The sequence below is a fragment of the Devosia sp. genome (assembly GCF_035944845.1).
Classification (GTDB): domain Bacteria; phylum Pseudomonadota; class Alphaproteobacteria; order Rhizobiales; family Devosiaceae; genus Devosia_A.
On record NZ_DASZAW010000111.1, the window covers coordinates 108,102 to 130,654 of the forward strand.

At 66.1% G+C, this 22,553-nt stretch carries 24 protein-coding genes; 12 read left to right on the forward strand and 12 right to left on the reverse strand.

The annotated features are described in order from the left end of the window. Positions 1–86: 86 nt before the first annotated feature. Positions 87–1,046 (reverse strand): SDR family oxidoreductase, encoded by a 960-nt coding sequence (locus VGV07_RS22730; RefSeq protein ID WP_326871027.1) that lies wholly within the window; start codon positions 1,044–1,046, stop codon positions 87–89. Positions 1,047–1,108: 62 nt separating this feature from the next. Beyond that, positions 1,109–1,678, reverse strand: a complete 570-nt coding sequence (locus VGV07_RS22735; protein ID WP_326871028.1) for an alpha-ketoglutarate-dependent dioxygenase AlkB — start codon at positions 1,676–1,678, stop codon at positions 1,109–1,111. A 172-nt stretch (positions 1,679–1,850) separates the two neighbouring features. Between VGV07_RS22735 and VGV07_RS22740 the strand changes: the two genes are divergently transcribed. The 4 genes from VGV07_RS22740 (at position 1,851) to VGV07_RS22755 (ending at position 5,020) form a co-directional block, all read left to right on the forward strand. Beyond that, positions 1,851–2,099 carry a DUF6894 family protein gene (locus VGV07_RS22740; RefSeq protein ID WP_326871029.1) on the forward strand — a complete coding sequence of 83 codons (249 nt, stop codon included), beginning with the start codon at positions 1,851–1,853 and terminating at the stop codon, positions 2,097–2,099. Beyond that, positions 2,100–2,429, forward strand: a complete 330-nt coding sequence (locus VGV07_RS22745; RefSeq protein WP_326871030.1) for a hypothetical protein — start codon at positions 2,100–2,102, stop codon at positions 2,427–2,429. It begins immediately after the preceding gene. Beyond that, the gene (locus tag VGV07_RS22750) at positions 2,426–2,839 is read left to right on the forward strand and encodes a Crp/Fnr family transcriptional regulator (protein ID WP_326871031.1); all 414 of its coding nucleotides are present in this window, start codon (positions 2,426–2,428) and stop codon (positions 2,837–2,839) included. The genes VGV07_RS22745 and VGV07_RS22750 overlap by 4 nt, the downstream gene beginning before the upstream one ends. Before the next feature lie 69 nt (positions 2,840–2,908). Then, on the forward strand, positions 2,909–5,020 hold the full coding sequence (locus tag VGV07_RS22755) for a catalase (protein ID WP_326871032.1): 2,112 nt from the start codon (positions 2,909–2,911) through the stop codon (positions 5,018–5,020). 25 nt (positions 5,021–5,045) lie between these two features. Here VGV07_RS22755 and VGV07_RS22760 read toward each other — a convergent pair whose 3' ends face one another. After that, positions 5,046–5,660, reverse strand: coding sequence for a hypothetical protein (locus tag VGV07_RS22760; RefSeq protein ID WP_326871033.1), 615 nt, complete (start codon positions 5,658–5,660; stop codon positions 5,046–5,048). A 256-nt stretch (positions 5,661–5,916) separates the two neighbouring features. Here VGV07_RS22760 and VGV07_RS22765 point away from each other — a divergent pair, with 256 nt between their 5' ends. Then, the gene (locus tag VGV07_RS22765) at positions 5,917–6,762 is read left to right on the forward strand and encodes an aldo/keto reductase (RefSeq protein ID WP_326871034.1); all 846 of its coding nucleotides are present in this window, start codon (positions 5,917–5,919) and stop codon (positions 6,760–6,762) included. A 12-nt stretch (positions 6,763–6,774) separates the two neighbouring features. On the opposite strand, the gene VGV07_RS22770 is transcribed toward VGV07_RS22765, so the two are convergent. Next, on the reverse strand, positions 6,775–7,083 hold the full coding sequence (locus tag VGV07_RS22770) for a hypothetical protein (RefSeq protein ID WP_326871035.1): 309 nt from the start codon (positions 7,081–7,083) through the stop codon (positions 6,775–6,777). A 279-nt stretch (positions 7,084–7,362) separates the two neighbouring features. Between VGV07_RS22770 and VGV07_RS22775 the strand changes: the two genes are divergently transcribed. The 3 genes from VGV07_RS22775 (at position 7,363) to VGV07_RS22785 (ending at position 9,643) form a co-directional block, all read left to right on the forward strand. Continuing rightward, positions 7,363–8,136: an amino acid ABC transporter substrate-binding protein gene (locus VGV07_RS22775; RefSeq protein ID WP_326871036.1), complete on the forward strand. Its 774-nt coding sequence runs from the start codon at positions 7,363–7,365 to the stop codon at positions 8,134–8,136. 86 nt (positions 8,137–8,222) lie between these two features. After that, positions 8,223–8,903: an ABC transporter permease subunit gene (locus tag VGV07_RS22780; protein WP_326871051.1), complete on the forward strand. Its 681-nt coding sequence runs from the start codon at positions 8,223–8,225 to the stop codon at positions 8,901–8,903. Further along, positions 8,900–9,643: an amino acid ABC transporter ATP-binding protein gene (locus VGV07_RS22785; protein ID WP_326871037.1), complete on the forward strand. Its 744-nt coding sequence runs from the start codon at positions 8,900–8,902 to the stop codon at positions 9,641–9,643. Before VGV07_RS22780 ends, VGV07_RS22785 begins: the two co-directional genes overlap by 4 nt. Positions 9,644–10,040: 397 nt before the next feature. Here VGV07_RS22785 and VGV07_RS22790 read toward each other — a convergent pair whose 3' ends face one another. Beyond that, entirely contained in the window at positions 10,041–10,550 is a 510-nt protein-coding gene (locus tag VGV07_RS22790; RefSeq protein WP_326871038.1) for a response regulator, read from the reverse strand. Between the two features lie 291 nt (positions 10,551–10,841). Here VGV07_RS22790 and VGV07_RS22795 point away from each other — a divergent pair, with 291 nt between their 5' ends. Beyond that, positions 10,842–12,221: an exopolysaccharide biosynthesis polyprenyl glycosylphosphotransferase gene (locus VGV07_RS22795; protein WP_326871039.1), complete on the forward strand. Its 1,380-nt coding sequence runs from the start codon at positions 10,842–10,844 to the stop codon at positions 12,219–12,221. Positions 12,222–12,235: 14 nt separating this feature from the next. Further along, on the forward strand, positions 12,236–12,595 hold the full coding sequence (locus tag VGV07_RS22800; RefSeq protein WP_326871040.1) for a VanZ family protein: 360 nt from the start codon (positions 12,236–12,238) through the stop codon (positions 12,593–12,595). A gap of 72 nt (positions 12,596–12,667) precedes the next feature. Here the strand turns inward: VGV07_RS22800 and VGV07_RS22805 are convergent, their stop codons facing one another. From VGV07_RS22805 to VGV07_RS22820, 4 genes are all read right to left on the reverse strand, one after another. Further along, positions 12,668–13,093 carry a biopolymer transporter ExbD gene (locus VGV07_RS22805; protein WP_326871041.1) on the reverse strand — a complete coding sequence of 142 codons (426 nt, stop codon included), beginning with the start codon at positions 13,091–13,093 and terminating at the stop codon, positions 12,668–12,670. Beyond that, on the reverse strand, positions 13,053–13,847 hold the full coding sequence (gene tolQ / locus VGV07_RS22810) for a protein TolQ (RefSeq protein ID WP_326871042.1): 795 nt from the start codon (positions 13,845–13,847) through the stop codon (positions 13,053–13,055). The genes VGV07_RS22805 and tolQ overlap by 41 nt, the downstream gene beginning before the upstream one ends. 85 nt (positions 13,848–13,932) lie before the next feature. Then, complete coding sequence (locus tag VGV07_RS22815) at positions 13,933–16,911, reverse strand: hypothetical protein (protein ID WP_326871043.1); 2,979 nt, start codon at positions 16,909–16,911, stop codon at positions 13,933–13,935. A gap of 131 nt (positions 16,912–17,042) precedes the next feature. Then, positions 17,043–17,816 carry an outer membrane protein gene (locus VGV07_RS22820; RefSeq protein ID WP_326871044.1) on the reverse strand — a complete coding sequence of 258 codons (774 nt, stop codon included), beginning with the start codon at positions 17,814–17,816 and terminating at the stop codon, positions 17,043–17,045. Positions 17,817–18,325: 509 nt separating this feature from the next. Here VGV07_RS22820 and VGV07_RS22825 point away from each other — a divergent pair. After that, positions 18,326–18,937: a hypothetical protein gene (locus tag VGV07_RS22825; protein WP_326871045.1), complete on the forward strand. Its 612-nt coding sequence runs from the start codon at positions 18,326–18,328 to the stop codon at positions 18,935–18,937. A gap of 265 nt (positions 18,938–19,202) precedes the next feature. Here the strand turns inward: VGV07_RS22825 and trmFO are convergent, their stop codons facing one another. Both trmFO and VGV07_RS22835 read right to left on the reverse strand, forming a co-directional pair. Further along, positions 19,203–20,594, reverse strand: coding sequence for a methylenetetrahydrofolate--tRNA-(uracil(54)-C(5))-methyltransferase (FADH(2)-oxidizing) TrmFO (gene trmFO, locus VGV07_RS22830; protein WP_326871046.1), 1,392 nt, complete (start codon positions 20,592–20,594; stop codon positions 19,203–19,205). Positions 20,595–20,752: 158 nt separating this feature from the next. Further along, positions 20,753–21,430 (reverse strand): hypothetical protein, encoded by a 678-nt coding sequence (locus VGV07_RS22835; protein WP_326871047.1) that lies wholly within the window; start codon positions 21,428–21,430, stop codon positions 20,753–20,755. A gap of 123 nt (positions 21,431–21,553) precedes the next feature. On the opposite strand from VGV07_RS22835, the gene VGV07_RS22840 reads away from it, so the two are divergent. Then, the gene (locus tag VGV07_RS22840) at positions 21,554–22,201 is read left to right on the forward strand and encodes a glutathione S-transferase family protein (protein WP_326871048.1); all 648 of its coding nucleotides are present in this window, start codon (positions 21,554–21,556) and stop codon (positions 22,199–22,201) included. A 247-nt stretch (positions 22,202–22,448) separates the two neighbouring features. Here the strand turns inward: VGV07_RS22840 and VGV07_RS22845 are convergent. Continuing rightward, the coding region (locus VGV07_RS22845) for a DUF1127 domain-containing protein (RefSeq protein WP_326871052.1) at positions 22,449–22,553 on the reverse strand (105 nt) is incomplete at its 5' end.

Sequence of the window (22,553 nt, forward strand, 5' to 3'; positions counted from 1 at the left end):
CGAGCTCGTAGCCAACCCCGGCGGCGCCAGACTGCTGCCGAGGCTAGAAGACGCCGCTTGATACGAGGCTGAGAAGCGGCGCCGGCTCAATGGCCATAGCCTCCGATGATCGGCAGGATCTCGCCGGTAATGTAGCTCGACATCTGTTGGCTGGCGAAGAACACGTAGGCCGGCGCGATCTCCTCGGGCTGCGCCGGTCGGCCCATCGGCTGCTTGGCGCCGAACTTGCTCACCTCCCCGGCCTCGCGATCCGAGGGGTTGAGCGGCGTCCACACCGGGCCGGGCGCGACGCAGTTGACCCGGATGCCGCGGGGCACCAATTGGCCGGACAGCGCACGGGTAAAGGCATGGATGCCGCCCTTGGTCATCGAGTAGTCAAGCAATCCGGCGCTGCCATCGATACCGGTGATCGATCCGGTATTGATGATGGCCCCTCCGGTCGGCAGCATCGGCACGGCGGCCTGCGCCATGAAGAAATAGCCATAGAGGTTGGTCTTCAGCGTCTCATCGAGGTGGGCCTCGCTCAGGTCCTCGATACGTTTGCTGTGCACCTGGAAGGCGGCATTGTTGACGAGGATATCGAGTTTGCCGAGCTCGGCCACCGTGCGGTTTACCGCATCCTGGCAGAAGGCGCGGCTGCGCACATCGCCCTTCAGCACGATGGCGCGGCGGCCTTCCTGTTCGATGGCCGCCACCGTGTCGGCGGCGTCGCGATCCTCGGCCAGGTGGGCAATCGCCACGTCGGCGCCTTCGCGCGCGAACAGCACGGCCACGGCGCGACCGATGCCGGAATCCCCGCCGGTGATAAGCGCCACCTTGTCCTGAAGCTTGCCGGAACCCTGGTAGAACGGCGCGTCGTACATCGGCGGCGGGTCGAGCTTGAACTCGGCGCCGGGTTTGGGCTGGTGCTGTGCGGGGAAGGGCGGCTCCGGGTAGGTCCGGGCGCCAGCTTGCATGGCCTGTTTTCTTGGTTTGCTGGTCGTGGCGTCGGCCGCAGCCACCTCGTCCTGAATGTCCTGCTGTCGCTCTGCCGTGTTGTTGGCCATGGTCGGTCTCCTTGTGAGAGGCAAACTTGATTGGCCTGACAAGGTTCAACTGCCTCTCAACGTCAGACCTCCGGTCGCCGGGTCAGGGTTCGAAAGGTCAGCGAATAGCGTAGGGCGTCTACCGGCGGGATGCTGTGTTCCCACGCGCTCCTGACTTCGCCGCTCAGCCGATAGGCCGAACGCGGTTCCAGCACCAGGCTGTGGCGGAGCCATCCCGATCCCTGCTTGCGGCGCAGGCGCATCGTCGAGGGTGCGCCCAACGACACCCCGACGATCTCGCCGAAACTCGCTTTGTCCTTGTGCCACCCGATCGCCGCGCCCGGCCCGTACTCGGTGATCAGCAGTTGTTCGAGCTGAGCGGGCGGCACCTGTAACGCCTCGCCCGCGGCATCCCGCACGCTGGCGAACTCGGCCGGAATGGGTTCGACCGGCAGCAGTTTCTGCGCACTGAAATCGTACTTCCAGCCAAACGAGACGACCCGGCGCTTGCCCTCGAAGCCGTGGAACTCGAATGCTGTGAACGGCAAGGTCGGCAGCAGCGCCAGCAAGGCAGTTTCAGCGGCGGGGGTGAGCAGGTCCGCCCGATATTCGAGGCCGGGAACCAGCGGGTTACCAAACAGGTCAGCGGACATTCGTGGCACCTCGCGCAGCTCCAGACACCCCACTCACTCGGGCCCCGTCATGTTTCGACCATCAGGCCAACCCGAGTGTGCGCGAATGGTTGCGCGCGCCACCGCAATGTCGAGGGAACAGATGCCGACATTCGTCGTTGCTGCTGCAGATAGAGGCAGCAGGCGGGAAAAGATGAAGTTCTACTTCGACATCCGCGATGGCGGGGAACTCACCGAAGACGATGCCGGAGTGGAGTTGCCCGATTTCAATGCCGCCCGCCTCCAGGCGACGATCGCGCTGACCGACATGGCGCGAGACTACCTGCCGCGCGATGGCGATACGCACAGCCTCGCCATCCGCGTGCGCACCGACCAGGGACCGCAGTTCGACGTGACGCTCGATTATGAGCTCGCGGACCTGCGCGACGGAGAGGATTCGTAGATGGCAAGGCCGCACCCCGAGGTGTTCGAGCCGTTCTTCACCATGGTTTCAGCACGCGACACGTTGTCGGCGGCGGAGCAGGCCACCATCCTTGCCGCCGCCGGCGAGACGCGCAGCTATGCCGCCGGCGAGGATATCGTCGACGAGGGCGACCGGCCGCTGTCGAGCACGCTGGTGACCAAGGGGATGACCGGCCGCTACTCGACGGTCGAGGATGGCGGGCGGCAGATCACCGGCCTGCACATCGCCGGCGATTTCGTCGACCTTCATTCCTTCCCGCTCAAGCTGATGGATCATGCGGTCACCGCGATCGGACCGGCGAAGTGGTGAGCTTTCCACATGCGAGGCTGGTCGAGATAACCGAACAGCACCCGCATCTGACGCGGGTGCTGTGGATGCTCACCCTGCTCGATGGCGCCATCCATCGGCAGTGGATGGTGACCAAGGGGCGCCTCACCGCCGACGAGCAGATGGCGCACCTGTTCTGCGAACAATATGTGCGGGCCCGGACTGCCGGGCTGGTCACCGGCAATGCCTATCCGTTTCCGCTGACGCAGATGCAATTCGGCGATGCGCTCGGCCTTTCCTACGTCCACACCAATCGTACGCTGCAGCGGCTGAGGCGCACCGGGGCGCTCGATTGGGAGGGCGGCGTGGTGACGATCCACAACTGGCCGCTGCTGATGGAACTGGCCCAGTTCGACCCGACTTACCTGCATCTCGAAAAGCTGCCGCGCTGATCTGTCCGGGCGCCGGAACGTTCCTGTCGCAACGAACTTCCCCCTGAGCGATCTCTCACGGAGTTGGAAATGGCACGCAAAGCGGCTGGCAAAACCGAACAGGCAGTCTATGGCGACCAGAGGGTGGTTCGCGGGGTGGGGGGCGAAACGCACCAGACCGCTGAAGAGGGGTATGAAATCCTCACCACCCAGCAGGGCACGCCGGTGTCGGACGATCAGAACACCCTGCGCCAGGGGGCGCGCGGCGCCGCGCTGGTTGAGGATTTCCACTTCCGCGAGAAGATCTTCCATTTCGACCATGAGCGTATTCCGGAGCGCGTCGTGCACGCCCGCGGTTACGGGGCGCATGGCTTTTTCGAGACGCTGAAGCCGATCCCCGAGCTGACCAGGGCCGACCTGTTCCAGCGCAAGGGCGAGAAGACCCCGGCGTTCGTCCGCTTCTCGACCGTGGCCGGCAACAAGGGCTCGTTCGACCTGGCCCGCGACGTGCGCGGCTTTGCCGTGAAGCTCTATACCCAGGAGGGCAATTGGGACCTTGTCGGCAACAACATCCCGGTCTTCTTCATCCAGGATGCGATGAAGTTCCCCGATGTGGTTCACTCGGTGAAGCAGGAGCCCGACAAGGATTTCCCCCAGGCACAGAGCGCCCACGACAACTTCTGGGATTTTATTTCGCTGACCCCTGAGTCGATGCACATGATCATGTGGGTCATGTCTGATCGCGCCATCCCCCGCTCGTTCCGCTTCATGGATGGGTTCGGCGTCCACACCTTCCGGCTGGTCAGTGCGGCAGGCAAATCCACGTTCGTGAAGTTTCACTGGAAACCCAAGCTGGGCTTGCAGTCGGTGGTTTGGAACGAGGCGGTAAAGATCAACGGGGCCGACCCCGACTTTCATCGGCGCGACCTGTGGAATGCCATCCAGAGCGGCGATTTTCCCGAGTGGGAGCTTTGCCTGCAGACGTTCGACGAAAAGTTCGCAGAGAGCTTCGAGTTCGACGTGCTCGACCCGACCAAGCTCATTCCCGAAGAGCAGGTTCCGGCGGTGCCGGTGGGCCGGCTGGTGCTGGACCGCATGCCCGAGAATTTCTTTGCCGAGACCGAGCAGGTGGCGTTCATGACGCAGAACATCGTGCCGGGCATCGAGTTCTCGAACGATCCGCTGCTGCAGGGCCGCAACTTCTCCTATCTCGATACGCAGTTGAAGCGGTTGGGTGGCCCGAACTTCACCCACCTGCCGATCAACGCGCCCAAGTGCCCATTCCATCATTTCCAGCAGGATGGCCACATGGCCTTCCATAACCCGCGGGGCCGGGCCAACTACGAGCCCAACTCGTGGGGGCCGGAAGTCGGGGGGCCGCGGGAGTCGGCGGAGCGTGGCTTCAGCACGTTTCCCGAGGCCGCCGAGGGGCCGAAGATCCGGCAGCGTCCGGAGAGTTTTGCCGATCACTACAGCCAGGCCCGGCAGTTCTACGAGAGCCAGACCCTGGTCGAACAGCGGCATATCGCCGATGCGCTGGTGTTCGAACTGTCGAAATGCGAGGCGCCCAGGATTCGCGAGCGCATGCTCAGCCACCTGCAGAACATTCACGACGAGCTGGCCGATCAGGTGGCGGAGGGGCTTGGAATTGCCGAGCTGCCTGCGCCAGCCGATGCAGCAGTCACGCCGCGCACCGACCTTGTGCCGTCCGAGCCGCTCAGCATTCTGAAGCGCGGCCCGGGCTCGTTCAAGGGAAGGAAGCTCGGCGTGCTGATGACCGATGGCGTCGATGCGGTGCTGCTCGGCGAACTGCAGAACGCTGCGGCGGCAGACGGAGTGACGGTGGAACTGATCGCCCCCACTGTCGGCGGCGTAGTGGCCAGCGACGGCACGGCAATCCCGGCGCAGCACAAGATCGATGGGGCACCGTCGGTCGTATTCGACGCCGTGGCGCTGCTGGTCGCAGACGAAGGGATATTGGGTTTGCTAAAGCTGCCGCCGGCTCGGGACTTCGTATCCGACGCGTACGCCCACTACAAATTCGTCGGTTTCACTGCCGCGGCTACCAGGCTGTTCGAAAAAGTCGGGCTACCCGAAGACCTCGATGACGGGTTCATCGCTCTCGACGCCGCCGCTGATGCAAAGCGCTTCCTGAAACAGTGCGCCGAGCTGAGATTCTGGGATCGCCCCGATGGCGCTTGAGTCTCGCCTGGCGTAGGAGTTCAAGTCAGAGGCCGCGCTCGAACTCGGCCCAGCCGAGCAACTGCTCGGGGCTCGCGACCTCGCCTTCGCCCTCGGGCGGTGCTGCCTTCCTTGCTCGGCTGAGCTTCGCCTTCCAGGCGGCGCGGCGGCGGTTCTCCGCCACGGCAATGGCGTCAGCTTCGCGCCAGCCCTCGATGGTCTCGCCGTCGAGCAGGTCTTCGACCGTGGCGGGCGCGAAGACGTGGAAGGTGATCTTGCGCGCACGGCCGCGCAGCCGCACGGTGCGGGTGCCGGCGCTCGGGAGCCGCCCATCCTTCAGCCAGCGGTGCCGTTCCGAGGTCTTGATGGCGAGGATGTCTTCGATCTCGCGCGGCAGCACGGCCAGGCTCTCGATCCCCGCGAGGGCGGTGGAGATTTTCGCTGAAAGCGTCTCGCGCTGCCCCTCCGCGCCCTCGGGCAGGCGCAACACCAGTTCGCGCGCCTCGAGCGACAGCAGCTTTCGCGCGGACACCGGCAGGCGGGCCCGCACCTCGAGGAAGATCCCCCTGGCCCGCACCGACGAGCCGAGCGTCGCGATATAGGCAAGGGGCCAACTCGCGGCGATCGGCTCGGCAGGCTCGGCTTTCGGCTTCCGTGTCATGCTGTTCAGATAGCGACGCCCCGTGCGGCGTCAATGCCATGCCGGTCACGATCTCGCCACCGGCGGAGAAACCAACAGGTCCGACCGAGGGCTGTTCGTCGGACCCTGGCACACTGCCCGAGGAAGCGACCCTCTCGCTCTGATGGAAACCTCGCTGCTGCCGTTGGAATCCGTCGCAGCCGCGGGGCAAGTTGCCGACGCGGTGAAACCATCCCGCCGTGCCGAGCTTTCTCCCTTGAGACAAGGAGAGACACCGATGGCAGCAGAAGCATTCGAGCGCATTGCATTGGGGGAACGCACTTCTATCCCGCAGCTGGGGTTCGGGGTCTGGCAGATCGATAATGACGAGGTGCCCAAGGCGGTGGGCCATGCCCTCGACGTCGGTTATCGACTGATCGATACCGCGCAGGGCTACGACAATGAAGAAGGGGTGGCCCGCGCCCTGCGCGAAGCGGCGGTGGATCGCTCGGAAATCTTTCTCACCAGCAAGCTCAGGACCAAGGCGATGGGTGTCGAAGGCGCCATCGCGGGCGTTCGCCAGTCGCTGGGAGCGCTCGGCGTCGATTATCTCGACCTGATGCTGATCCACTGGCCGACCCCCGCGCATGACAAGTATGTCGAGACCTGGCGCGGCCTGATCGAGGCGAGGGAGCAGGGGTTGGTACGCGATATCGGCGTCTCGAACTTCACCCGCGAGCAGCTCGAGCGGATCATCGGGGAGACCGGCATCGTGCCGGTGCTCAACCAGATCGAGACGCATCCGCATTTCCAGCAAAAGCAGATGCTGCCCTACCTCGCTTCAAAGGGCATCCGCCACCAGGCCTATTCGCCGCTCGGCAGCGGCGAGGTGCTTGATGATCCCATCATCGGCGAGTTGGCGGCTGCGCGTGACAAGTCGCCGGCCCAGATTATCCTGCGCTGGCACCTGCAGCGCGGTTCCATCGTCATTCCGAAATCCGTCACGCCGGAGCGCATCGAGGAGAACTTCGACATCTTCGGGTTCACCTTGAGCGATGCCGAGATGGGGCGGATCAGCGGCCTGGATGACCCAGAGAACGGCCGCACCGGCAGCGATCCGGAGACATTCAACGATCTCTATTGAGGAGTTCTGGCCTCACAGCACAGTCACCTGGAACAGCCGCACCAGGATGCGCTGCTGCTGCAACTCGGCCTCCAGCGCCTCGCGATAATGGCGCCACCAGGCGGTGTCGACATCGGCCACCATCACCTCGAAAATGGCGATGCGATCGTGAATGGGCTCGCCCCCGCTCGGCTTCCAGGCGCCCTCGGCCGGCGATTGCAGGAACGACGTCACGCCGCCGAACCGATCGGTCAGCTCGGCCTTGGTGCGCTCGAACACTCCGGGCGGAATCAGTGCGCCATCGGGCAGCTCGAGCGGCAGGTAAATCTGGACGACGAACATGGTGGAGTCGCGGTTGCGGGAGGGCAGGGGCCAATGTGCCAGTGCGACAGGTGGATCGTCCAGCCCGGATCTTGCGTTCTGGTGTCAGGATTGGAAGTGCACGGTCGCGCGCTTTCCGACAACCAGTGACCGGCAAATCCGCGCCGTTGAGCAACCGCCACCACCCGCCGCCGTGCCGAGTAAAAAGCCCTTCCAGCCTATTGCGGCAACCTCACCTCAAGGACCAAGTTCCCCTCCAAAGCCGCGGGCAAAGGCGCCGCCGGCCAATGGAGAACCTTCATGAACATCCTCAAATCCGCGCTGGCGATCGGCCTTGTCGGGCTCGCGCTTTCGACCCCGGCGCTGGCGCAGACGGCGCTCGAGCAGGTCAAAACCGCTGGCGCATTGCGGGTCGGCACTGAGGGCACCTATGCGCCCTTCACCTTCCACGATGCCTCGGGCGCGCTGGTCGGGTTCGACGTCGAGATTGCCCAGGAGATTGCCAAGCGCATCGGGGTGAAGGCCGAGTTCGTCGAGGGCCCATGGGACGGGTTGATCGCCGGTATCGACGCCAAGCGCTATGACGTGGTGATCAACCAGGTCGGCATCACCGACGCCCGCAAGGAAAAGTACGATTTCTCCGAGCCCTATATCGCCTCGAAAGCGGCGCTGATCGTCAAGGCCGACAATGCAGATATCACCTCGTTCGAGGCGCTGCAGGGCAAGAAGGCGGCGCAGACCACCACCTCGAATTTCGGCAAGCTCGCCGAGGCCAATGGCGCCGAGATCGTCCCAACCGACGGGTTCGACCAGTCGATCGCGCTGGTGATCCAGGGCCGTGCCGATGCCACCATCAATGACAGCCTGTCATTCTTCGATTTCAAGAAGCAGCAGCCGGATGCGCCGGTGAAGATCGCCGCGACGCAGGCCGATGCCGATTACTCGGGCGTGCTGCTGGCCAAGGGCAAGCCCGAGCTGCTTGCCGCGATCAACGAGGCGCTCGCCGCCATCAAGGCCGACGGGACCTACAGCACGATCTCGCAGAAGTACTTTGGCGAGGACGTCTCGCAGTAGTCGGGCAATCGCCAGCTATTGTATGGATCGGCCTTGAGACGAGGCCGATCCATTGTTTCTGGGAAACTGCGATGATCTTTTGGGAAGTGCCGCCCTGGCTCAACCTGATGCTCGAGTCGCTGCCGTCGCTGCTCTGGGCCTGCCTGCTGTTCACCGTGCCGCTGACGCTGCTGAGCTTCGTGTTCGGGCTGGCTGTCGGCTTCGGAGCGGCTTTGGTGCGGCTGTTTGCGCCGGCGCCGTTTGTCGTGCTGATCCGCTTCTACGTCTGGATCATCCGCGGCACACCGCTGCTGGTGCAGCTGTTCCTGATCTTTTACGGTCTGCCCAGCGTCGGCATCACCCTCGATGCGTTCCCGGCGGCGCTGATCGGCTTCACCCTGAACGTTGGCGCCTATAGCTCGGAAATCATCCGCGCCACGCTGATCTCGGTACCCAAGGGGCAGTGGGAAGCTTCGTTTTCCATCGGTATGACCTGGACCCAGGCGATGCGCCGCATCATCGTGCCGCAGGCCGGGCGCGTTGCGGTGCCGCCGCTCTCCAACACCTTCATCTCGCTGGTCAAGGATACGTCGCTCGCCGCCGCCATTACCGTGCCCGAGCTGTTCCGCGCCGGTCAGCGCATCGTCGCCACCACCTATGAGCCGCTGATCCTTTATGTCGAGGTGGCGCTGATCTACCTCGCGGTCAGTTCGCTCCTCTCGATGCTGCAGGCCCGGCTGGAAAAGCGCCTGTCGCGCTATGGCGGCTTCATGGGAGCGGCGTCATGATCGGGCTCGAAGCCATCCACAAGAGCTTTGCCGATGTCGAGGTGCTGCGCGGCGTTTCGGTTGCGGTGCCCGAGCGAGGCGTCACCGCGCTGATCGGACCCTCGGGCAGCGGCAAGAGCACGCTGCTCCGCTGCGTCAACCTGCTCGAGTTGCCGCAACTGGGCCGGGTCACGGTCGGGGCCATGAGCCTCAGCTTCGAGCCGGGCGCAAGACATGCAAAGAATGATGTATTGGCGCTGCGCCGGCTGACCGGCATGGTGTTCCAGAATTTCCAGCTGTTCCCGCACCTGACGGTGGAAGAAAACGTCATGGAAGGGCTGGTGACGGTGCTGCGCTGGCCGCGCGACAAGGCGCAGGAGCGGGCTCGGGCGCTGCTCGACAAGGTGGGCATGGCCGCCAAGGCGACGGCCTGGCCGGCCAATCTCTCGGGTGGTCAGCAGCAACGCGCTGCCATCGCCAGGGCGCTGGCGCCATCGCCCGAGGTGCTGCTCTGCGACGAGCCGACTTCGGCGCTCGATCCCGAGCTCGCCGCCGAAGTGGTGGAGGTGCTGGCGCAACTGGCGCGCGAGGGCACCACCATGCTGATGGCGACCCACGACCTGCGCCTTGCCTCGACGATTGCATCGGAGGTGGTGTTCCTCGATCGCGGCGAAGTGGTGGAAGCCGGCCCGGCCGCAAGCCTGTTCGGCGCACCGCAGCGGGAGCGGACCAGGCAATTCGTGGCGAGTCTCGGGGGTTAGGGGTGCTCGACTGAGAGAGACAGCCCCCTCCCGGCCTCCCCCACAAGGGGGGAGGTGAAGGGGAGTTTGTGGCTCGATCGTGCCACACTCACCGGCGGGGCACCTCCCCCTTTATGGGGGAGGATGGGAGGGGGCCGTCTCTCTCAGTAGCACACCCGAGGAGTGCGCAAACAAAAGGCCCCGGCGCGAAGCCGAGGCCTTGATGGCGAGCGATGGGGGCGACATCGGCTCGCGCGATGAGACGGGGGAGGTCTCATCCTCCGCACGAGGCGGACTGGCTGATCAATGCGCGAGCGGAGAAAAGGTTGCGTGGGGCGGGACGGCTTGTGACCGAGCAGCCGTGGGGCGGGCGGTGGCGGGATGTTGCTGCCGTCAAAGCGATGGCCTACAGCCGGCCTCAGCGCCGAACCCGGCCCTCGCCGAACAGCGGGATGACGTTGCCGACCCGTTCGGCCGGCTGCGGGCGGGGCTCGAAGGCGCGGACCATGGTGATCGCCTGGTGCTGCACCGCGGCGACGCGCTCGACCTCGACCAGGCCATCGATGGCGCCGAGCAGCTGCTGCGGCGTTACCGGCTTTTCCAGCACCGCATCGATGCCGGCGGCGAGCAGCGGCTTGTGGAAGGCGGCGGCGGCGCGGGTCAGCGCCACGATCTCGAAGGCGCTGCTGGCCAGCTTCATGTGTTTGCGGAGGCCGCGGGCGATATCGATGGCCGGGGCGCCGGGCAGGTCGGTATCGAGCACCACCACGTCGACCGGCGAAATGCGCAGGAACGTCGTCAGCATTTCGACGCTCGAAAAACTGGCGACGCGATAGCCGCCATCCTGCTCCAGCGCGCGGCTGAGGATGGCCGCGAACGCCGGGTTCGCCGCCAAGATCGCCACTGCATTGCTGTTGGACGTCGACACGTGTCCGGCTCCGGGCTTGGGTTAATGCTTCCCTAACACGGGGGGCGGCGGCGTCGAGGGGCGAACTGGCAGTATCCTTAACCGCACCGGCCGGGCAGCCGCGTTAACCCCAGCTTAACCCAATCCTTGGGGCGAATCCGGCCAGCTGTTAATGGAGAGGGCGTGGCAGTAGGCTGAACAAAGCCCAGTATTGCCAACAATTTGAGGCAATTTGCTGTGGCGCAGAGCGAGCTTGGATATCAGGGCGTAGAGCGACGCAAGGCGCGCCGCGTGGTGGCGAACCAGGGGGTCTTGTGCACCGCGTTCGGTCTCGGTGAGGGCGCCCTCGCGGCGCTGGTGATGCTGCTGCCGGCGCTCTTCTACCATGGCCTCGTGCTGCGGGTGCCGGCGGCCGAAATCCCCTTCGGACTCTACAGCGCCTATTCGCTGGTGGTGGGGGTGCTCTACGGCGCGTTCTCGGCCATCTCGGCCAACCAGTTCCTCGATCGGGCGCAGCCGCCGCATACCACGCTGGTGCAGAGCGTGCTGAGCTGGACCGGCGCCTTCGCCATTGCGCTGTTCGGCGCGTTTTTCATCGGCATTGCCGACGATCTGTCGCGCGTTTCGCTGATCGCGGCGTTCGTGCTCGGCGTGCCCGCCTTGCTGCTGGCCCGCACCATCGCCTATGCCGCGGTCACCACCCGGATCAAGGCGGGGCGGCTGCAGTTCCAGAAGGTGGCGGTGGTGGGCAGCCGTTCCGATACGGTGCGTTTTCTCGTCAACGGTAACCTGTGGAAGACCGGCTACCGGCTGGCCGGCACGCTTTACCTCGAGGATGCCGTCGATGCCGAAGGCGCCTATCGCGAAAGCGCAGTGGTGGAGTTTGCCCGGGACTGGGTGTCGCATGGCGCCGAGTTCATCGTGTTTGTCGGCGAGATCGGCGACATCGACGGGCTGGAGCGGCTGACCAACGAGCTGAAGCGCTTTGCCATCAACGTGGTCTGCGTGCCGGCCACCGACAATGTCAGCTTCAAGTTCCTCGACGTGGTGCCGCTTGGCCCCAACAACGCGCTGCGCTCGTTGCGCAAGCCCATGAGCGATGGGGCAGTGCTGGCCAAGCGCCTGCTCGACATTGCCGGCGCCGGCTTCGGGTTATTGCTGCTCAGCCCGCTATTCGCGCTGGTGGCGCTGCTGATCAAGCTCGACAGCCCCGGCCCGGTATTCTTCCGCCAGGAGCGGCGCGGCTTCAACGGCCGTACCTTCCATATCTGGAAGTTCCGATCGATGACCGTCACCGAATCCGGCCACCGGATGACCCAGGTGAAGGCCGGCGACAAGCGCATCACCCGGATCGGCGCCTTCATCCGCCGCACCTCGATCGACGAGCTGCCGCAGCTGATAAACGTCATGAGCGGCGAGATGAGCCTCGTCGGCCCGCGCCCGCATGCACTGGTGCACGATGACGAGTTGGGCGAGCAGCTTGCCAGCTACGCGCATCGCCAGCGGATCAAGCCCGGAATTTCCGGCTGGGCCCAGGTGAACGGCTATCGCGGCGAGACCACGACCTTCGAGCAGATCGAAGGCCGTACCCGGCACGATCTTTACTACATCGACAACTGGTCGATTTTTCTTGATTGCTGGATCATCGTCTTGACGGTTTTCTCGTCCAAGACCCGGCGCAACGCCGTCTGATCCCTGGAGCCCTCGTGCCGACACGCCTCGTGAAACTCTGCGCCTGGCTGCTGCTTGCCGCCATTGCCTTCGTCACACTGGCGCCGATCGGCTTTCGGCCGAACACCGGCTACTCGCCCAGCATCGAGCGGTTCCTCGCCTTCGGCGCGGTGGGCTTTCTGTTCGCGCTCGCCTATCCGCGCCGGCTGTGGCTGATCGTGGTGATCGTCCTGGGGGCGGCTATCGGGTTCGAGGCCTTGCAACTGGTCTCGGCATCGCGGCATGGGCGGCTGTTCGACCTCGCCGTCAAGCTCGCCGGCGGCGGGTTTGGCATTGGCGCAGGGGTGGTTGTCGATCGGCTCTGGCGGCGATTTGGGGCAGGGCGGACGGTTTAGCGGCCCTGGCGGTCACGACCCCGCGACGCCCTCCACCGCAAGCACGTCGGCACCGGAAGCTGCAATGCCTGCCTAATTGCCGGCGCCCATCAGGCCGATGCGGGTGAAGCCGGCTGCGTCGATCAGGCCCATGATCTCCATCACCTGCTGGTACGACACATCCTTGGCGCCGCTCAGATAGATGCGCTGCTCGGTGTCACCGTTGCTGAGCTCCTGGATCAGCGCCACGACATTGTCTTTGCTCACCGGCGTCGAGCCGATGGTGACGGCGCCGTCGCTGGCGACCGAGATGGTCAGCGGCTCGGCATCCGCCTTGGGCGTGGCGGAGCTCTTGGCCAGTTCAACCGGCACGGTGACTGCCATCAGCGGGGCCGCCACCATGAAGACGATGAGCAGCACCAGCATCACGTCGACGAAGGGCGTGACGTTGATCTGGCTCGTCGGCGCAAAGCGCGTCTTACTGCGCCGGCTGCCCCACCCGCTGTTCATCACGTCCATGGCGGAAGCTTCCTCTGCTTTCGTCGAGTCTCGCATCGTTGAGGTCGATCTCGCGCGAGATGGTCGACCACAGCTCGCGGGAGAAGTTTTCGAGGCGCGCGCCGAAGCCGGCGATATCGCCGCTGAACTTGTTGTAGAACACCACCGCGGGAATGGCGGCCACCAGCCCCAGGGCCGTGGCGGCCAGCGCTTCGGCAATGCCGGGCGCCACCACGGCCAGGCTCGCATTCTGCTGCTGGGCGATCGAGGTGAAGGCGTTCATGATGCCCCACACGGTGCCGAACAGCCCGATGAACGGTCCAGCCGAGCCGATGGTGGCGAGGAACAGCAGGCCGCGTTCGAGGCGCGCAATGCGCCGCTGGCCCTCGACCTCCATGGCCGACTGCACCCGCTCGCGGAAGGTCGGCACATTGAGCGGGGCGCCACCGTCGACGCTCAGGCGCCACTCCTTGAGGGCGGAGAGAAACAGCGCGCTTATCGCCGGGATGGTGCGGCCCGGGTTGATGGCCTGCTCGATCTGCGCCAGCGATTTGCCCGACCAGAACAGACGCTCGAAGCGGCCGGCGGCCCGGCGCTCCCATGAGATGGCGAGCCAGCGGTCGACGACGATCGCCCATGTCGCGACCGATGCCAGCAGCAGCCCGATGAGGACGGCCTGGCCGACGGGATGCGCCTGAAAAAACAGATGGAAGAGGTCGAACTGTATGGGCAGCGTCTCGGCGGGCGGGGCCGGCAGCACCGTTGTCTGGTCCATTTACCTATCTAACCACGCTCGTTCCGACTACCGACTTCGTTCTGACGATCGCGGCAAAGACCGCGATCGAACCCTTCTGGGACGCTTACTGGTTGGCGCTCCAGCCAGCATTGCCGCTGGAGAGGGCGCTCATGATTGCCTCGGTGGTTGCCTGCCTGTCGGCCTCGCTCCGGCCGTTGCTGAGGCTCTCGCCGCCGGATCCGCCGCCGCCGCCACCACCACCGCCGCCGCTGTTCTGGCTGCCGGAGGAACTGCCGTTGCCGCCGCCGCCACCGTCTCGGTTGCCGACCAGGGCCTCGGCGAAGGCCGAAGCGTTCTTGCCGCCGATACCGCCACTGGCCAGCACCTCGACGATGACCGCCGCGCTCATGTCTTTGCCACTGAGCCCGCCGCCGGAGAGAATCTGGGCGATCGGGCCGGCATTGCTGGCGCTGAGGCCCACCTTGCGCAGCGCGTCGGCGATCTCGCCGCTGCCGACCGATGCGCCGGTCGTGACCTTGCCGCCCAGTCCGTTGACCTTGGCGTTAGCGGAAACCGTCTTGGCTGCTGCGGGCACCACCTTCTTGGATGCCGCCACGGCTGCCTCATTGGCGGCCTTGGCATCGGCGGCGGCCTTTTCCGCGGCTGCAGTCTTGTCGGCGGCCTCGTCGGCCAGTTGCTTGGCGGCAGCCTGGGCCGCCTCGTCATCCGCCTGCGCTGCGGCTGCAGCCGCTTCCGCCTGCGCCTGGTTCTCCTGCGCCTGCTTCAATGTCGCGTCGGCGGCCTGCTGGTTGGCGTTGGCCGCTTCGAGCGCGGCCTGCGCTTCCTGCTGCGCCTGTGTCGAGGCAACTGCTGCTGCCTCGGCGGCAGCCTTGGCCTCGGCCGCGGCCGCCTGCGCCGCGGCAGCTGCCTCGGAGCCGGCTTCGGCAGCGTCAGCCGCCGCCTGCAGCGCATCGGCGTTCTGTTGGGCCTCTGCCGCAGCTGCGGCAGCCGCCTCGGCTGCGGCCGCCTGCTGCGCGGCTGCGGTCTGCTGCTCCGAGGCCGTGGCGGCCGCTGTGCTTGCCGCGGCCTCGGCCGCAGCGGCTGCGGCCGCAGCATTCAGCGCCTCCTGGGTTGCCGCGGCCTGAGCGGCCGCTGCCTCCTGAGCTGCGTTGGCTGCAGCGGTGGCTGCGGCCGCAGCCTCTTCCTTGGTGATCTTGCCGGCCGCGGCATCCTCGGCCGCCTGGTTGGCCGCGATCAAGGCCGTCTCCGCGGCAGTGGCCTTCTGGGTTGCGTAGTTCTGCGCGCCGGTCAGTACTGCATTGGCGGCCGTAAGTGCGATCTGCGCGACGATCCTCGCGAGGGTGTTCCTGGCTCTGGTGAGCGCTGTCTGTGCTGCCTGCTGGCCCTGCTGGGCGATACCCACGGCAGCCTGGGCCTGGGCCGAGGTGTCGGTGGCCCTCTGCGAGGCTGTGGCAGCGGCAGCGGCAGCGGTATCCTTGGCGTCGGCCGCCGCGCTCTTCTGGGCGGCGTTCGCAGCCGCTTCCGTTGCCGCCGTCTGGGCAGCCGCGGCGGCGGCGGCGGCGGCGTCGCGCTCGGCTTCCGAGAGAGACTGGTCGGCCGCTGCAGCAGCGGCGACATCGGCCAGCTGTTGCGCGGTGGCCGCAGCGGCGGCTGCAGCGGCATTGGCAGCTTCGGCTTCGGACCGGGCCACCGTCGCCTCGGCGCCGAGCGTTGCCGCGGTGGTGGCCGCATCCGCTGCCTCCTGCGCACTCACGGCCGCGGCCTCGGCAGCGGCGAGCGCCGCGGCGTCAGCCTGGGCGGCGGCTTCGGCGGCTGCCGCAGCGGTTGCTGCGTCCTGCTGCTGCTGCGCGGTGGCGGCCGCGGCGGCATCGTTGGCCGCCTGCTGTTCGGCAGTGGCGGCCTGGGCCGCCGCCAGCGCGGCGTTCGCGGCATCGATCGCTGCCTGCGCTTCCGCCTGGGCGTCGGCCAACTGCTTGGCGGTGAGCTCCTTGGCGGCATTGCCGGCGGCGAGGGCATCGGCTGCCGCCTGGGCGTCGGCGAGGGCCTGCTCGGCTGCCGCCTGCTGGGCCAGCGCGGCATCGAGTGCGGCAAGGGCGGCGGCGTTGATCTCGGCCAGTTCGGCCGCAGCCTTGGCGGCTTCGGCTTCGGCGGCGGCGAGGGCGGCCGCGCGCTCCGAGGCGGCCCGTGCGGCCTCAGCCGCGGCGCGTGCAGCGGCAGCGGCGCGGTCGGCGGCACTGTCGCTCGAGGTCAGCAGGCTGCCGGTCGGCTGCGTTTCAGGCTGCAACACGGCCGTCAGCGGCCCGACGGAGCCGGCAAGTTTGCCGGCATCCGGCAGTTTGCCGCTGCCGGGAAGCTTGCCGGTGTCGATCATGATCGGCCTTGCAAGCGGGATCGGTGGCGCCTCAGGCGCGATTTCGGCGACGGGGGTGACGGGGGCGGGGGGCTCGGTCGGCGGCGCAACGGCTTCGATCAGCGGCTCGACGAGCAGGGCTGGGGCCGGGAGCTCCACCGGCAGAGCTTCGACCAGCACCGGGGCCGGGGGTGGGGGCGGAACGGTCGGTTCGACCACCGGTGGCGTCGGTGGTACGAGTGGAACCTCGACCAGCTCGACGTTCAACGGCTCCGGCTCAGGCGGTGGGGCAATCTTGGGCAAAGGGTGCATTGCGGCAAACACCACCGCCGCAAGCACTATGGTGGTGTGCGCAACCCCGGAGAGCAGCGCCGGCAGCGCCAGCAACAAGGACGGCGTCGTATCGTCGGTTGCCGGATAGGCAGTGGCCGAGGGAACCGCGTGCCCCAGTTCGACGGCGCGCATCGATGTCTTGCGCTCATGGATCTCGTGCGGGAGAGGAGCGGCCCTGCGCGTCAGGCCGCGCGATCCCGGCAGCACCTCAGACCCTGGGAAAGCCCTGGAGTCGCGGTTTCTGCGCCGGGCCGAGGCCGGCACGACAGCACCTGCCTTGAGGTGCACCCACTGCTTGCGCTTGAAGGCGCTGATGCGCCCGGCGAGGATGCTTTCGAGTTCAGGCGAGGGTTGGACCGGCTGGACCTTGCCGGCCTGGCCGCGACGCAGCAAATGCAAGCTCTCTACACCCACAGATCACACCCTCCAACGAGAGCCGCCGCAGGCGAGGCTCCCGGTACTTGAAGATGAAGGTGTCCGGCGCAGTTGGCCGGACACTCAGAAACGTTCGCCTCAAGCCGTGAGGCAGGTCACGGATTGCCGAGCTGGAAGTTGAGACCGAGCTTGACCACGTCGAGGCTACCCTCGGTGCGCAGTTCGGTCGGGATCGCGAGGAAAGCGGGGTCGATCGCGGTGGCGGTCGAGTTGCACTGTGCCTGGTCCGCCCCCAGCCAGATGTGCTGGTACTTCAGGTCGAGCGACATGCTGTCGGTCACCTTGACGCTGACGCCGGCACCGGCGAGTGGCCCGACGTGGTTCATCTCGAAGTTGCAGCCGAGATCGCCTTCGAACGATGAACCTGCGAAGCCAAGACCTGCCTCGCCATAGACGAGGATGCTATCGAAGGTGAAGCCCGCCTTGGCGGTTGCGGTCGCCAATCCATCCCAGGTTCCGACGCCGCCGAACAGGCCGTCGAGCTCGCCGGTAATGTTGGCGATGGAGGCGCTGAACTCGGCGCCGACGAGGAAGGTCTCGGTCGCCATCCAGTTATAGCCCGCCTGAAAACCGACCAGTCCGCCTGCCTGATCGTAATCGTAGGTGAACTCGTCGGGCGCCGCGTCGCACGACTCAATCGGGAACACCGGGATCAGGTTGAAGTTGAGCAGGCTGATGCCGATGTCGCCGCACCCGTTGCGATTGCCCCATCCATAGCCGGCATGCGCGCCGACATAGAAGCCCGACCACTGAGCTGCCGGCGCCGCCACCAGATCCTCAACAACTGGCGCCGGCGTCATGTCGGCCGCGACAGTCGGCGTGACGATCCCCAAGACGATCGCCGCCACCCCAAGAAAAACTGACCTCATATCCAGTACCCCCATTCGATATACTGTTGTTTGACTCCTACGGTAACGCTTTATTAGGAATTGAGTCGTGTCGAATCTGCAACACATCGGCGCTTTCTGCGAATCGGTGTCGCGCAGAAGGTCAGTATTTCCGGGGCTTTCGGGAGCTTCCTCGCTCGCGCCGGTGGCTGAGTCGAGGTTCTTGAGGCCGTATCGCCCTGACGTGGAATACTTTGAATCCGTGAGCGAATTCTGTATTTCGTGATCGCTGGGGCGGGCTTTCAGGCCCAGGCTGGCGCGATGGCCCAAAATGGGAAAATGCACCCCGGGGGCCTCGGCAAACGCCTCCTCGCAGGCTTGCGAAACCGGTTGATTGGTCGCGCGGAGCGCCGGTTTTTGGCACTTTTCGCCGGTGACTTGCGTCGTTTTCGGCCTTTTTGAGGAGCGGCGCGCCGGCTTTGGGGCGTCTCCGATGCGTTCGACAAGGCGCCGGCCCGCTGCTAGACCCGCGGCAACACCCGAGAGAGCCAATGACACTGCTGGGCGACCTGACCCTGAGCGAGATTGCGTCGCGGATCGGCGCCATGCTGATCTTTGCCTTCCTGCAGGGGCTGGTTCTGGCTGGCCTGGCGCGGGCGCTGGGCGATCGGCGGCCCGAACTCGAGGGGCGGCTCAGCCCCAACCCGTTCGCGCAACTCTCCCTATGGGGGATGGCGCTGGGCGTGCTGTTCACCATGGGCTGGGTGCGGCCGCTGCACTACGACGTGAGTAGCAACCGGCTGGGCGGCTGGGGAGTGCTCCTGGTCATTGTCGGCGGGCTCGGCGCCATGGCGCTCCTCGTGCCGGCCATCGACCTGCTGCGGCCGCTGGCCCTGCTGCTGCCGCGCTCGGGCGGCTATGCGGTGCTCTATTGGCTCAGCCAGTTGCAGCTGCTGGTGGCGGGGGCGGTGGCGCTGAACCTGCTGCCGATCCCCGGCCTCGTCGCCGGCGCCATCTGGCAGGCGGTGTGGCCAGGGCAGGGGAGGCGGCTCGGCCGCCACGAAGCGCTGGGCCTCGCGGTGGTTACTGTCGCGGTCGTCGCGGGGCTGGTTCCGGCACTGGGTCCGGTGGTGCTGCCGTATCTGTCGCTGGTGGGGCGATAGGGATCTGCGCCGTCGGGGCTCCGAGGACCCCCTCTCTTGCGAAAACTAAGGACTTAGCTGCGCTAAGCCCAAGTTTTCGCTTTCTCCCCCGCCAAGGGGGAGATGATCCGTGCCTTCCATTTGCACCGTAGCACCAGTCGGGACTCTCCCCCTTGGCGGGGGAGAAAGCAAAATCTTAGGTTTAGCCGTTTGGCTAAGCCTTTAGATTTTGCAAGGGGGGCCTGGAGGGCACGATGGCCAGCCATCTGATTGCGGCCCTATCCCCTCAGGCCCACGCCATGATGTCGTCGAGCGCCCGCGAGGTGATCGCTTCCTTTTTGGCGATGGTCTTCTCGGTGGATTTCCAGCGGCCGACATGGCCCTCGGGCTTCGATATGGAGACCGGAGGAAACAGGCCGAAATTGACGTTCATCGGCTGGAAGCTGCGCGCGCCGGAATAGGCTTCGGCTTCGAGATGGCCGCCGGTGATGTGGTTGATCAGCGCGCCCATTGCCGTGGTGGCTGGCGGGATCGCCAGCTGTTCGCCGCGGGCCTCGGCGGCGGCCATGCGGCCGGCCATCAGGCCGACAGCAGCACTTTCGACATAGCCCTCGACGCCGGTGACCTGGCCGGCAAAGCGCAGCCGCGGCATCGCCTTGAGCTTCAGGTTGGCGTCCAGCACCTTGGGCGAGTTGAGGAAGGTGTTGCGGTGCAGCCCGCCGAGCCGGGCGAACTGTGCGTTCTCGAGACCGGGGATCATGCGGAAGATCTCGGCCTGGATGCCGTAGCGCATCTTGGTCTGGAAGCCGACCATGTTCCAGAGGGTCCCAAGCGCGTTGTCCTGGCGCAGTTGCACGATGGCATGCGCCTTGACGGTGGGGTTGCGCGGGTTGGTGAGGCCGACCGGCTTCATCGGGCCCCAGCGCAGGGTGTCGCGGCCGCGCTCGGCCATCACTTCGATGGGCAGGCAGCCGTCGAAATACGGTACCTTCTCCCAATCCTTGAACTCATGCAGCGGGGCGCTGATCAGCGCATCGACGAAGGCATTGTACTGCGCTTCGTCCATCGGGCAGTTGAGGTAATCCTGCCCGTTGCCCATCGGCCCGACCTTGTCATAGCGCGACTGGGCCCAGACGATGTCGTGGTTGATCGACTCGTAGTGGACGATCGGCGCGATGGCGTCGAAGAAGGCGAGCGAATCCTCGCCGGTCAGCTGCTGGATCGCCTCGGCAAGGGCAGGAGAGGTCAGCGGCCCGGTGGCGACGACGACGTTCTGCCAGTCCTCGGGCGGCAGGCCGGCCACTTCGCCGCGCTCGATCGAAATGTTCGGGTGGCTGTGGATGGCGGCAGTGACCGCATCGGAGAAGGCGTCGCGATCGACCGCCAGCGCTCCACCGGCAGGCAGTTTGTGCGCATCGGCGGCGCGCATGATCAGCGAGTTGCAGCGGCGCATTTCTTCATGCAGCAGGCCGACCGCATTGTGCTGGTGATCATCGGAACGGAAGCTGTTGGAGCAGACCAGTTCGGCGAAGCCTTCGGTCTGGTGGGCGTCGGTCTTCTGGGTCGGGCGCATCTCGTGCAGCACCACCCTGGCGCCGGCCTCGGCGGCCTGCCAGGCGGCTTCGGAGCCGGCGAGCCCGCCGCCGATCACATGAATGGGTTCGAGGTGTTTTGACATGGGCGCCAGATAGCAAGACCTGCCCGCCCGGGCAATGGCGTGGCGCCCCCTGGGTGGAGCGGGACCAATCAAACACCAGCCTCCGATATTGTCCTGGTGGTCCCGCAACCACCGTGTCACCCCGGCTGAGGCTAGTTTGGCGCCATTGAGGACGCCCGCTAGTCGAGCCAGGGGAAGCCGTCCGGATCGGCCTTGGCGCGTTCGAGGATGAAGGCGTCATCGTGGCCGCGGATTTCGTCGAGGAAGGGAAAATCCTCGGGCGCGACGGCGATCCGGGCAAGCGGCGTAACCGCGACGAGGCTCGCCCATTGCGGCACATGGGCGCGCTGGCCGCCGACAGTGAGCGGCGGCATCTGTTCGAAGCTGTCCCGCGGCAGCAGATAGAGCATGCCAGGGCGGAAGGCGCGGGCCTCGAGCGCCGGCCGGCTGATGGAGAAGAAGTAGAACGGGTCGCCGAGCGCGCCGCCTTCGAGTTCGAGCCGCGCCGCCGAGTTGACCAGCAGCATCGGCTGTGCCGCGCGATCGAGGATGGCGTAGTACATCGACCACAACCCGTCGGAAGCGCCGTAAACTGCCTCGCGGTTACCGAATGGGTGCGCGTCGTGCGACTGGCGCGGCTCGAACTCGGTGATGGCGTCGTTCTGCGAGCCATGCGCGATAAGGGCCCTCGCTTCGACGATGTGAGCGATGAACTGCCAGCGCGGCCAGGGCAGGTTGTAGTCGATCAGCGCGTTGGGACCCTTGGCGAGGCTGCGATCGAACAGCGCATCGAATGCCGCTGCGGCGTCGGCGCCCGGCATTGGCGGGCGGGTGAGAAAGGGCGAACGTTGAGGCATGGTGGCTCCCGGCGCGATCGTGCGGCAACCTAGCATCGCCAGCGATAGATGGAACGCCTCGCTCCGCCGGTTGCGTGTGACGGGAGCGACGGATAGCAATGACGCCCGAACACGGAGGCCAGCATGACGATCACGCTTTGGGGACGCTTGAGCTCGGGGAACGTCCAGAAGGTGGTGTGGGCGCTCGAGGAACTCGAGCTGCCCTACGAACACGTGCCGCTGGGCGGCGGGTTCAAGGGTAACGACACGCCCGAATACCTGGCGATGAACCCCAACGGCCTGGTGCCGACGTTGCGCGACCGCGGCCTCACCATCTGGGAGAGCCACGCCATCGTCCGCTACCTGAGCGCCGAATATGGCAGCGGGCTGCTGTTCCCGATGGAAGCGCGCGACCGGGCGGTGGTCGACCAGTGGACCGACTGGACGGCGACGACGTTTCAGCCCGCCTGGATCGGGTTGTTCTGGCTGAAGGTGAGGACGCCCGTGGCGCAGCAGGATGCGGCGGCGATCGACAAGGCGCTGGCGGCCTCGGTGAGGTGCTTCCGGATGCTGGAGGCGCGGCTGGCCGATGCGCCATATCTGGGCGGCGATGAGCTGAGCTATGCCGATATCGTCGCGGGCGCGGCGATGTTCCGCTGGTCGACCATGCCGATCGAGCGGCCGTCGCTGCCGCATGTCGAAGCCTGGCACGCCCGGCTCAACGAGCGCGCGGCGTTCCGCAAGGCGATCAACGTTTCATACGAGGAACTGGTGGGGCGGCTGGCGTTCTGAGCCGCTTGGTAGAGCTCAGTTTGCGCCACCCACTCGGTGTCATCCCAGCGAAAGCAGGGGAGCCATTTCGCCACTTGCATTAGCCGATAGGATCCCAGCTTTCGCTGGGATGATCCCGGTGAAGGAGGCGATGTGGAGGTCGATCTGCCAAACCAGAACCGAGCCCCAAAAAGGCTGAACGCCCGCTTCTATCAGGAAGCGAGCGTTCTACGATACCGGCGTCAGGCACGAACCAGAGAGCGAACCGTTAGATGGTGCGCGCATGGTCGCGGGCGATGCGCTGGATGTCGGTGCGAGTGATGCCGAGATCGCTCAGCTGACGGGTGTCGAGAGCGTTGAGCTCACGGACGGT

Coding starts and splice junctions, on each gene's coding strand:
- VGV07_RS22730 (WP_326871027.1), bottom strand. CDS start 1,046: ATGGCCAACAACACGGCAGAGCGACAGCAGGACATTCAGGACGAGGTG.
- VGV07_RS22735 (WP_326871028.1), bottom strand. CDS start 1,678: ATGTCCGCTGACCTGTTTGGTAACCCGCTGGTTCCCGGCCTCGAATAT.
- VGV07_RS22740 (WP_326871029.1), top strand. CDS start 1,851: ATGAAGTTCTACTTCGACATCCGCGATGGCGGGGAACTCACCGAAGAC.
- VGV07_RS22745 (WP_326871030.1), top strand. CDS start 2,100: ATGGCAAGGCCGCACCCCGAGGTGTTCGAGCCGTTCTTCACCATGGTT.
- VGV07_RS22755 (WP_326871032.1), top strand. CDS start 2,909: ATGGCACGCAAAGCGGCTGGCAAAACCGAACAGGCAGTCTATGGCGAC.
- VGV07_RS22760 (WP_326871033.1), bottom strand. CDS start 5,660: ATGACACGGAAGCCGAAAGCCGAGCCTGCCGAGCCGATCGCCGCGAGT.
- VGV07_RS22765 (WP_326871034.1), top strand. CDS start 5,917: ATGGCAGCAGAAGCATTCGAGCGCATTGCATTGGGGGAACGCACTTCT.
- VGV07_RS22770 (WP_326871035.1), bottom strand. CDS start 7,083: ATGTTCGTCGTCCAGATTTACCTGCCGCTCGAGCTGCCCGATGGCGCA.
- VGV07_RS22775 (WP_326871036.1), top strand. CDS start 7,363: ATGAACATCCTCAAATCCGCGCTGGCGATCGGCCTTGTCGGGCTCGCG.
- VGV07_RS22785 (WP_326871037.1), top strand. CDS start 8,900: ATGATCGGGCTCGAAGCCATCCACAAGAGCTTTGCCGATGTCGAGGTG.
- VGV07_RS22805 (WP_326871041.1), bottom strand. CDS start 13,093: ATGGACGTGATGAACAGCGGGTGGGGCAGCCGGCGCAGTAAGACGCGC.
- tolQ (WP_326871042.1), bottom strand. CDS start 13,847: ATGGACCAGACAACGGTGCTGCCGGCCCCGCCCGCCGAGACGCTGCCC.
- VGV07_RS22820 (WP_326871044.1), bottom strand. CDS start 17,816: ATGAGGTCAGTTTTTCTTGGGGTGGCGGCGATCGTCTTGGGGATCGTC.
- VGV07_RS22825 (WP_326871045.1), top strand. CDS start 18,326: ATGACACTGCTGGGCGACCTGACCCTGAGCGAGATTGCGTCGCGGATC.
- trmFO (WP_326871046.1), bottom strand. CDS start 20,594: ATGTCAAAACACCTCGAACCCATTCATGTGATCGGCGGCGGGCTCGCC.
- VGV07_RS22835 (WP_326871047.1), bottom strand. CDS start 21,430: ATGCCTCAACGTTCGCCCTTTCTCACCCGCCCGCCAATGCCGGGCGCC.
- VGV07_RS22840 (WP_326871048.1), top strand. CDS start 21,554: ATGACGATCACGCTTTGGGGACGCTTGAGCTCGGGGAACGTCCAGAAG.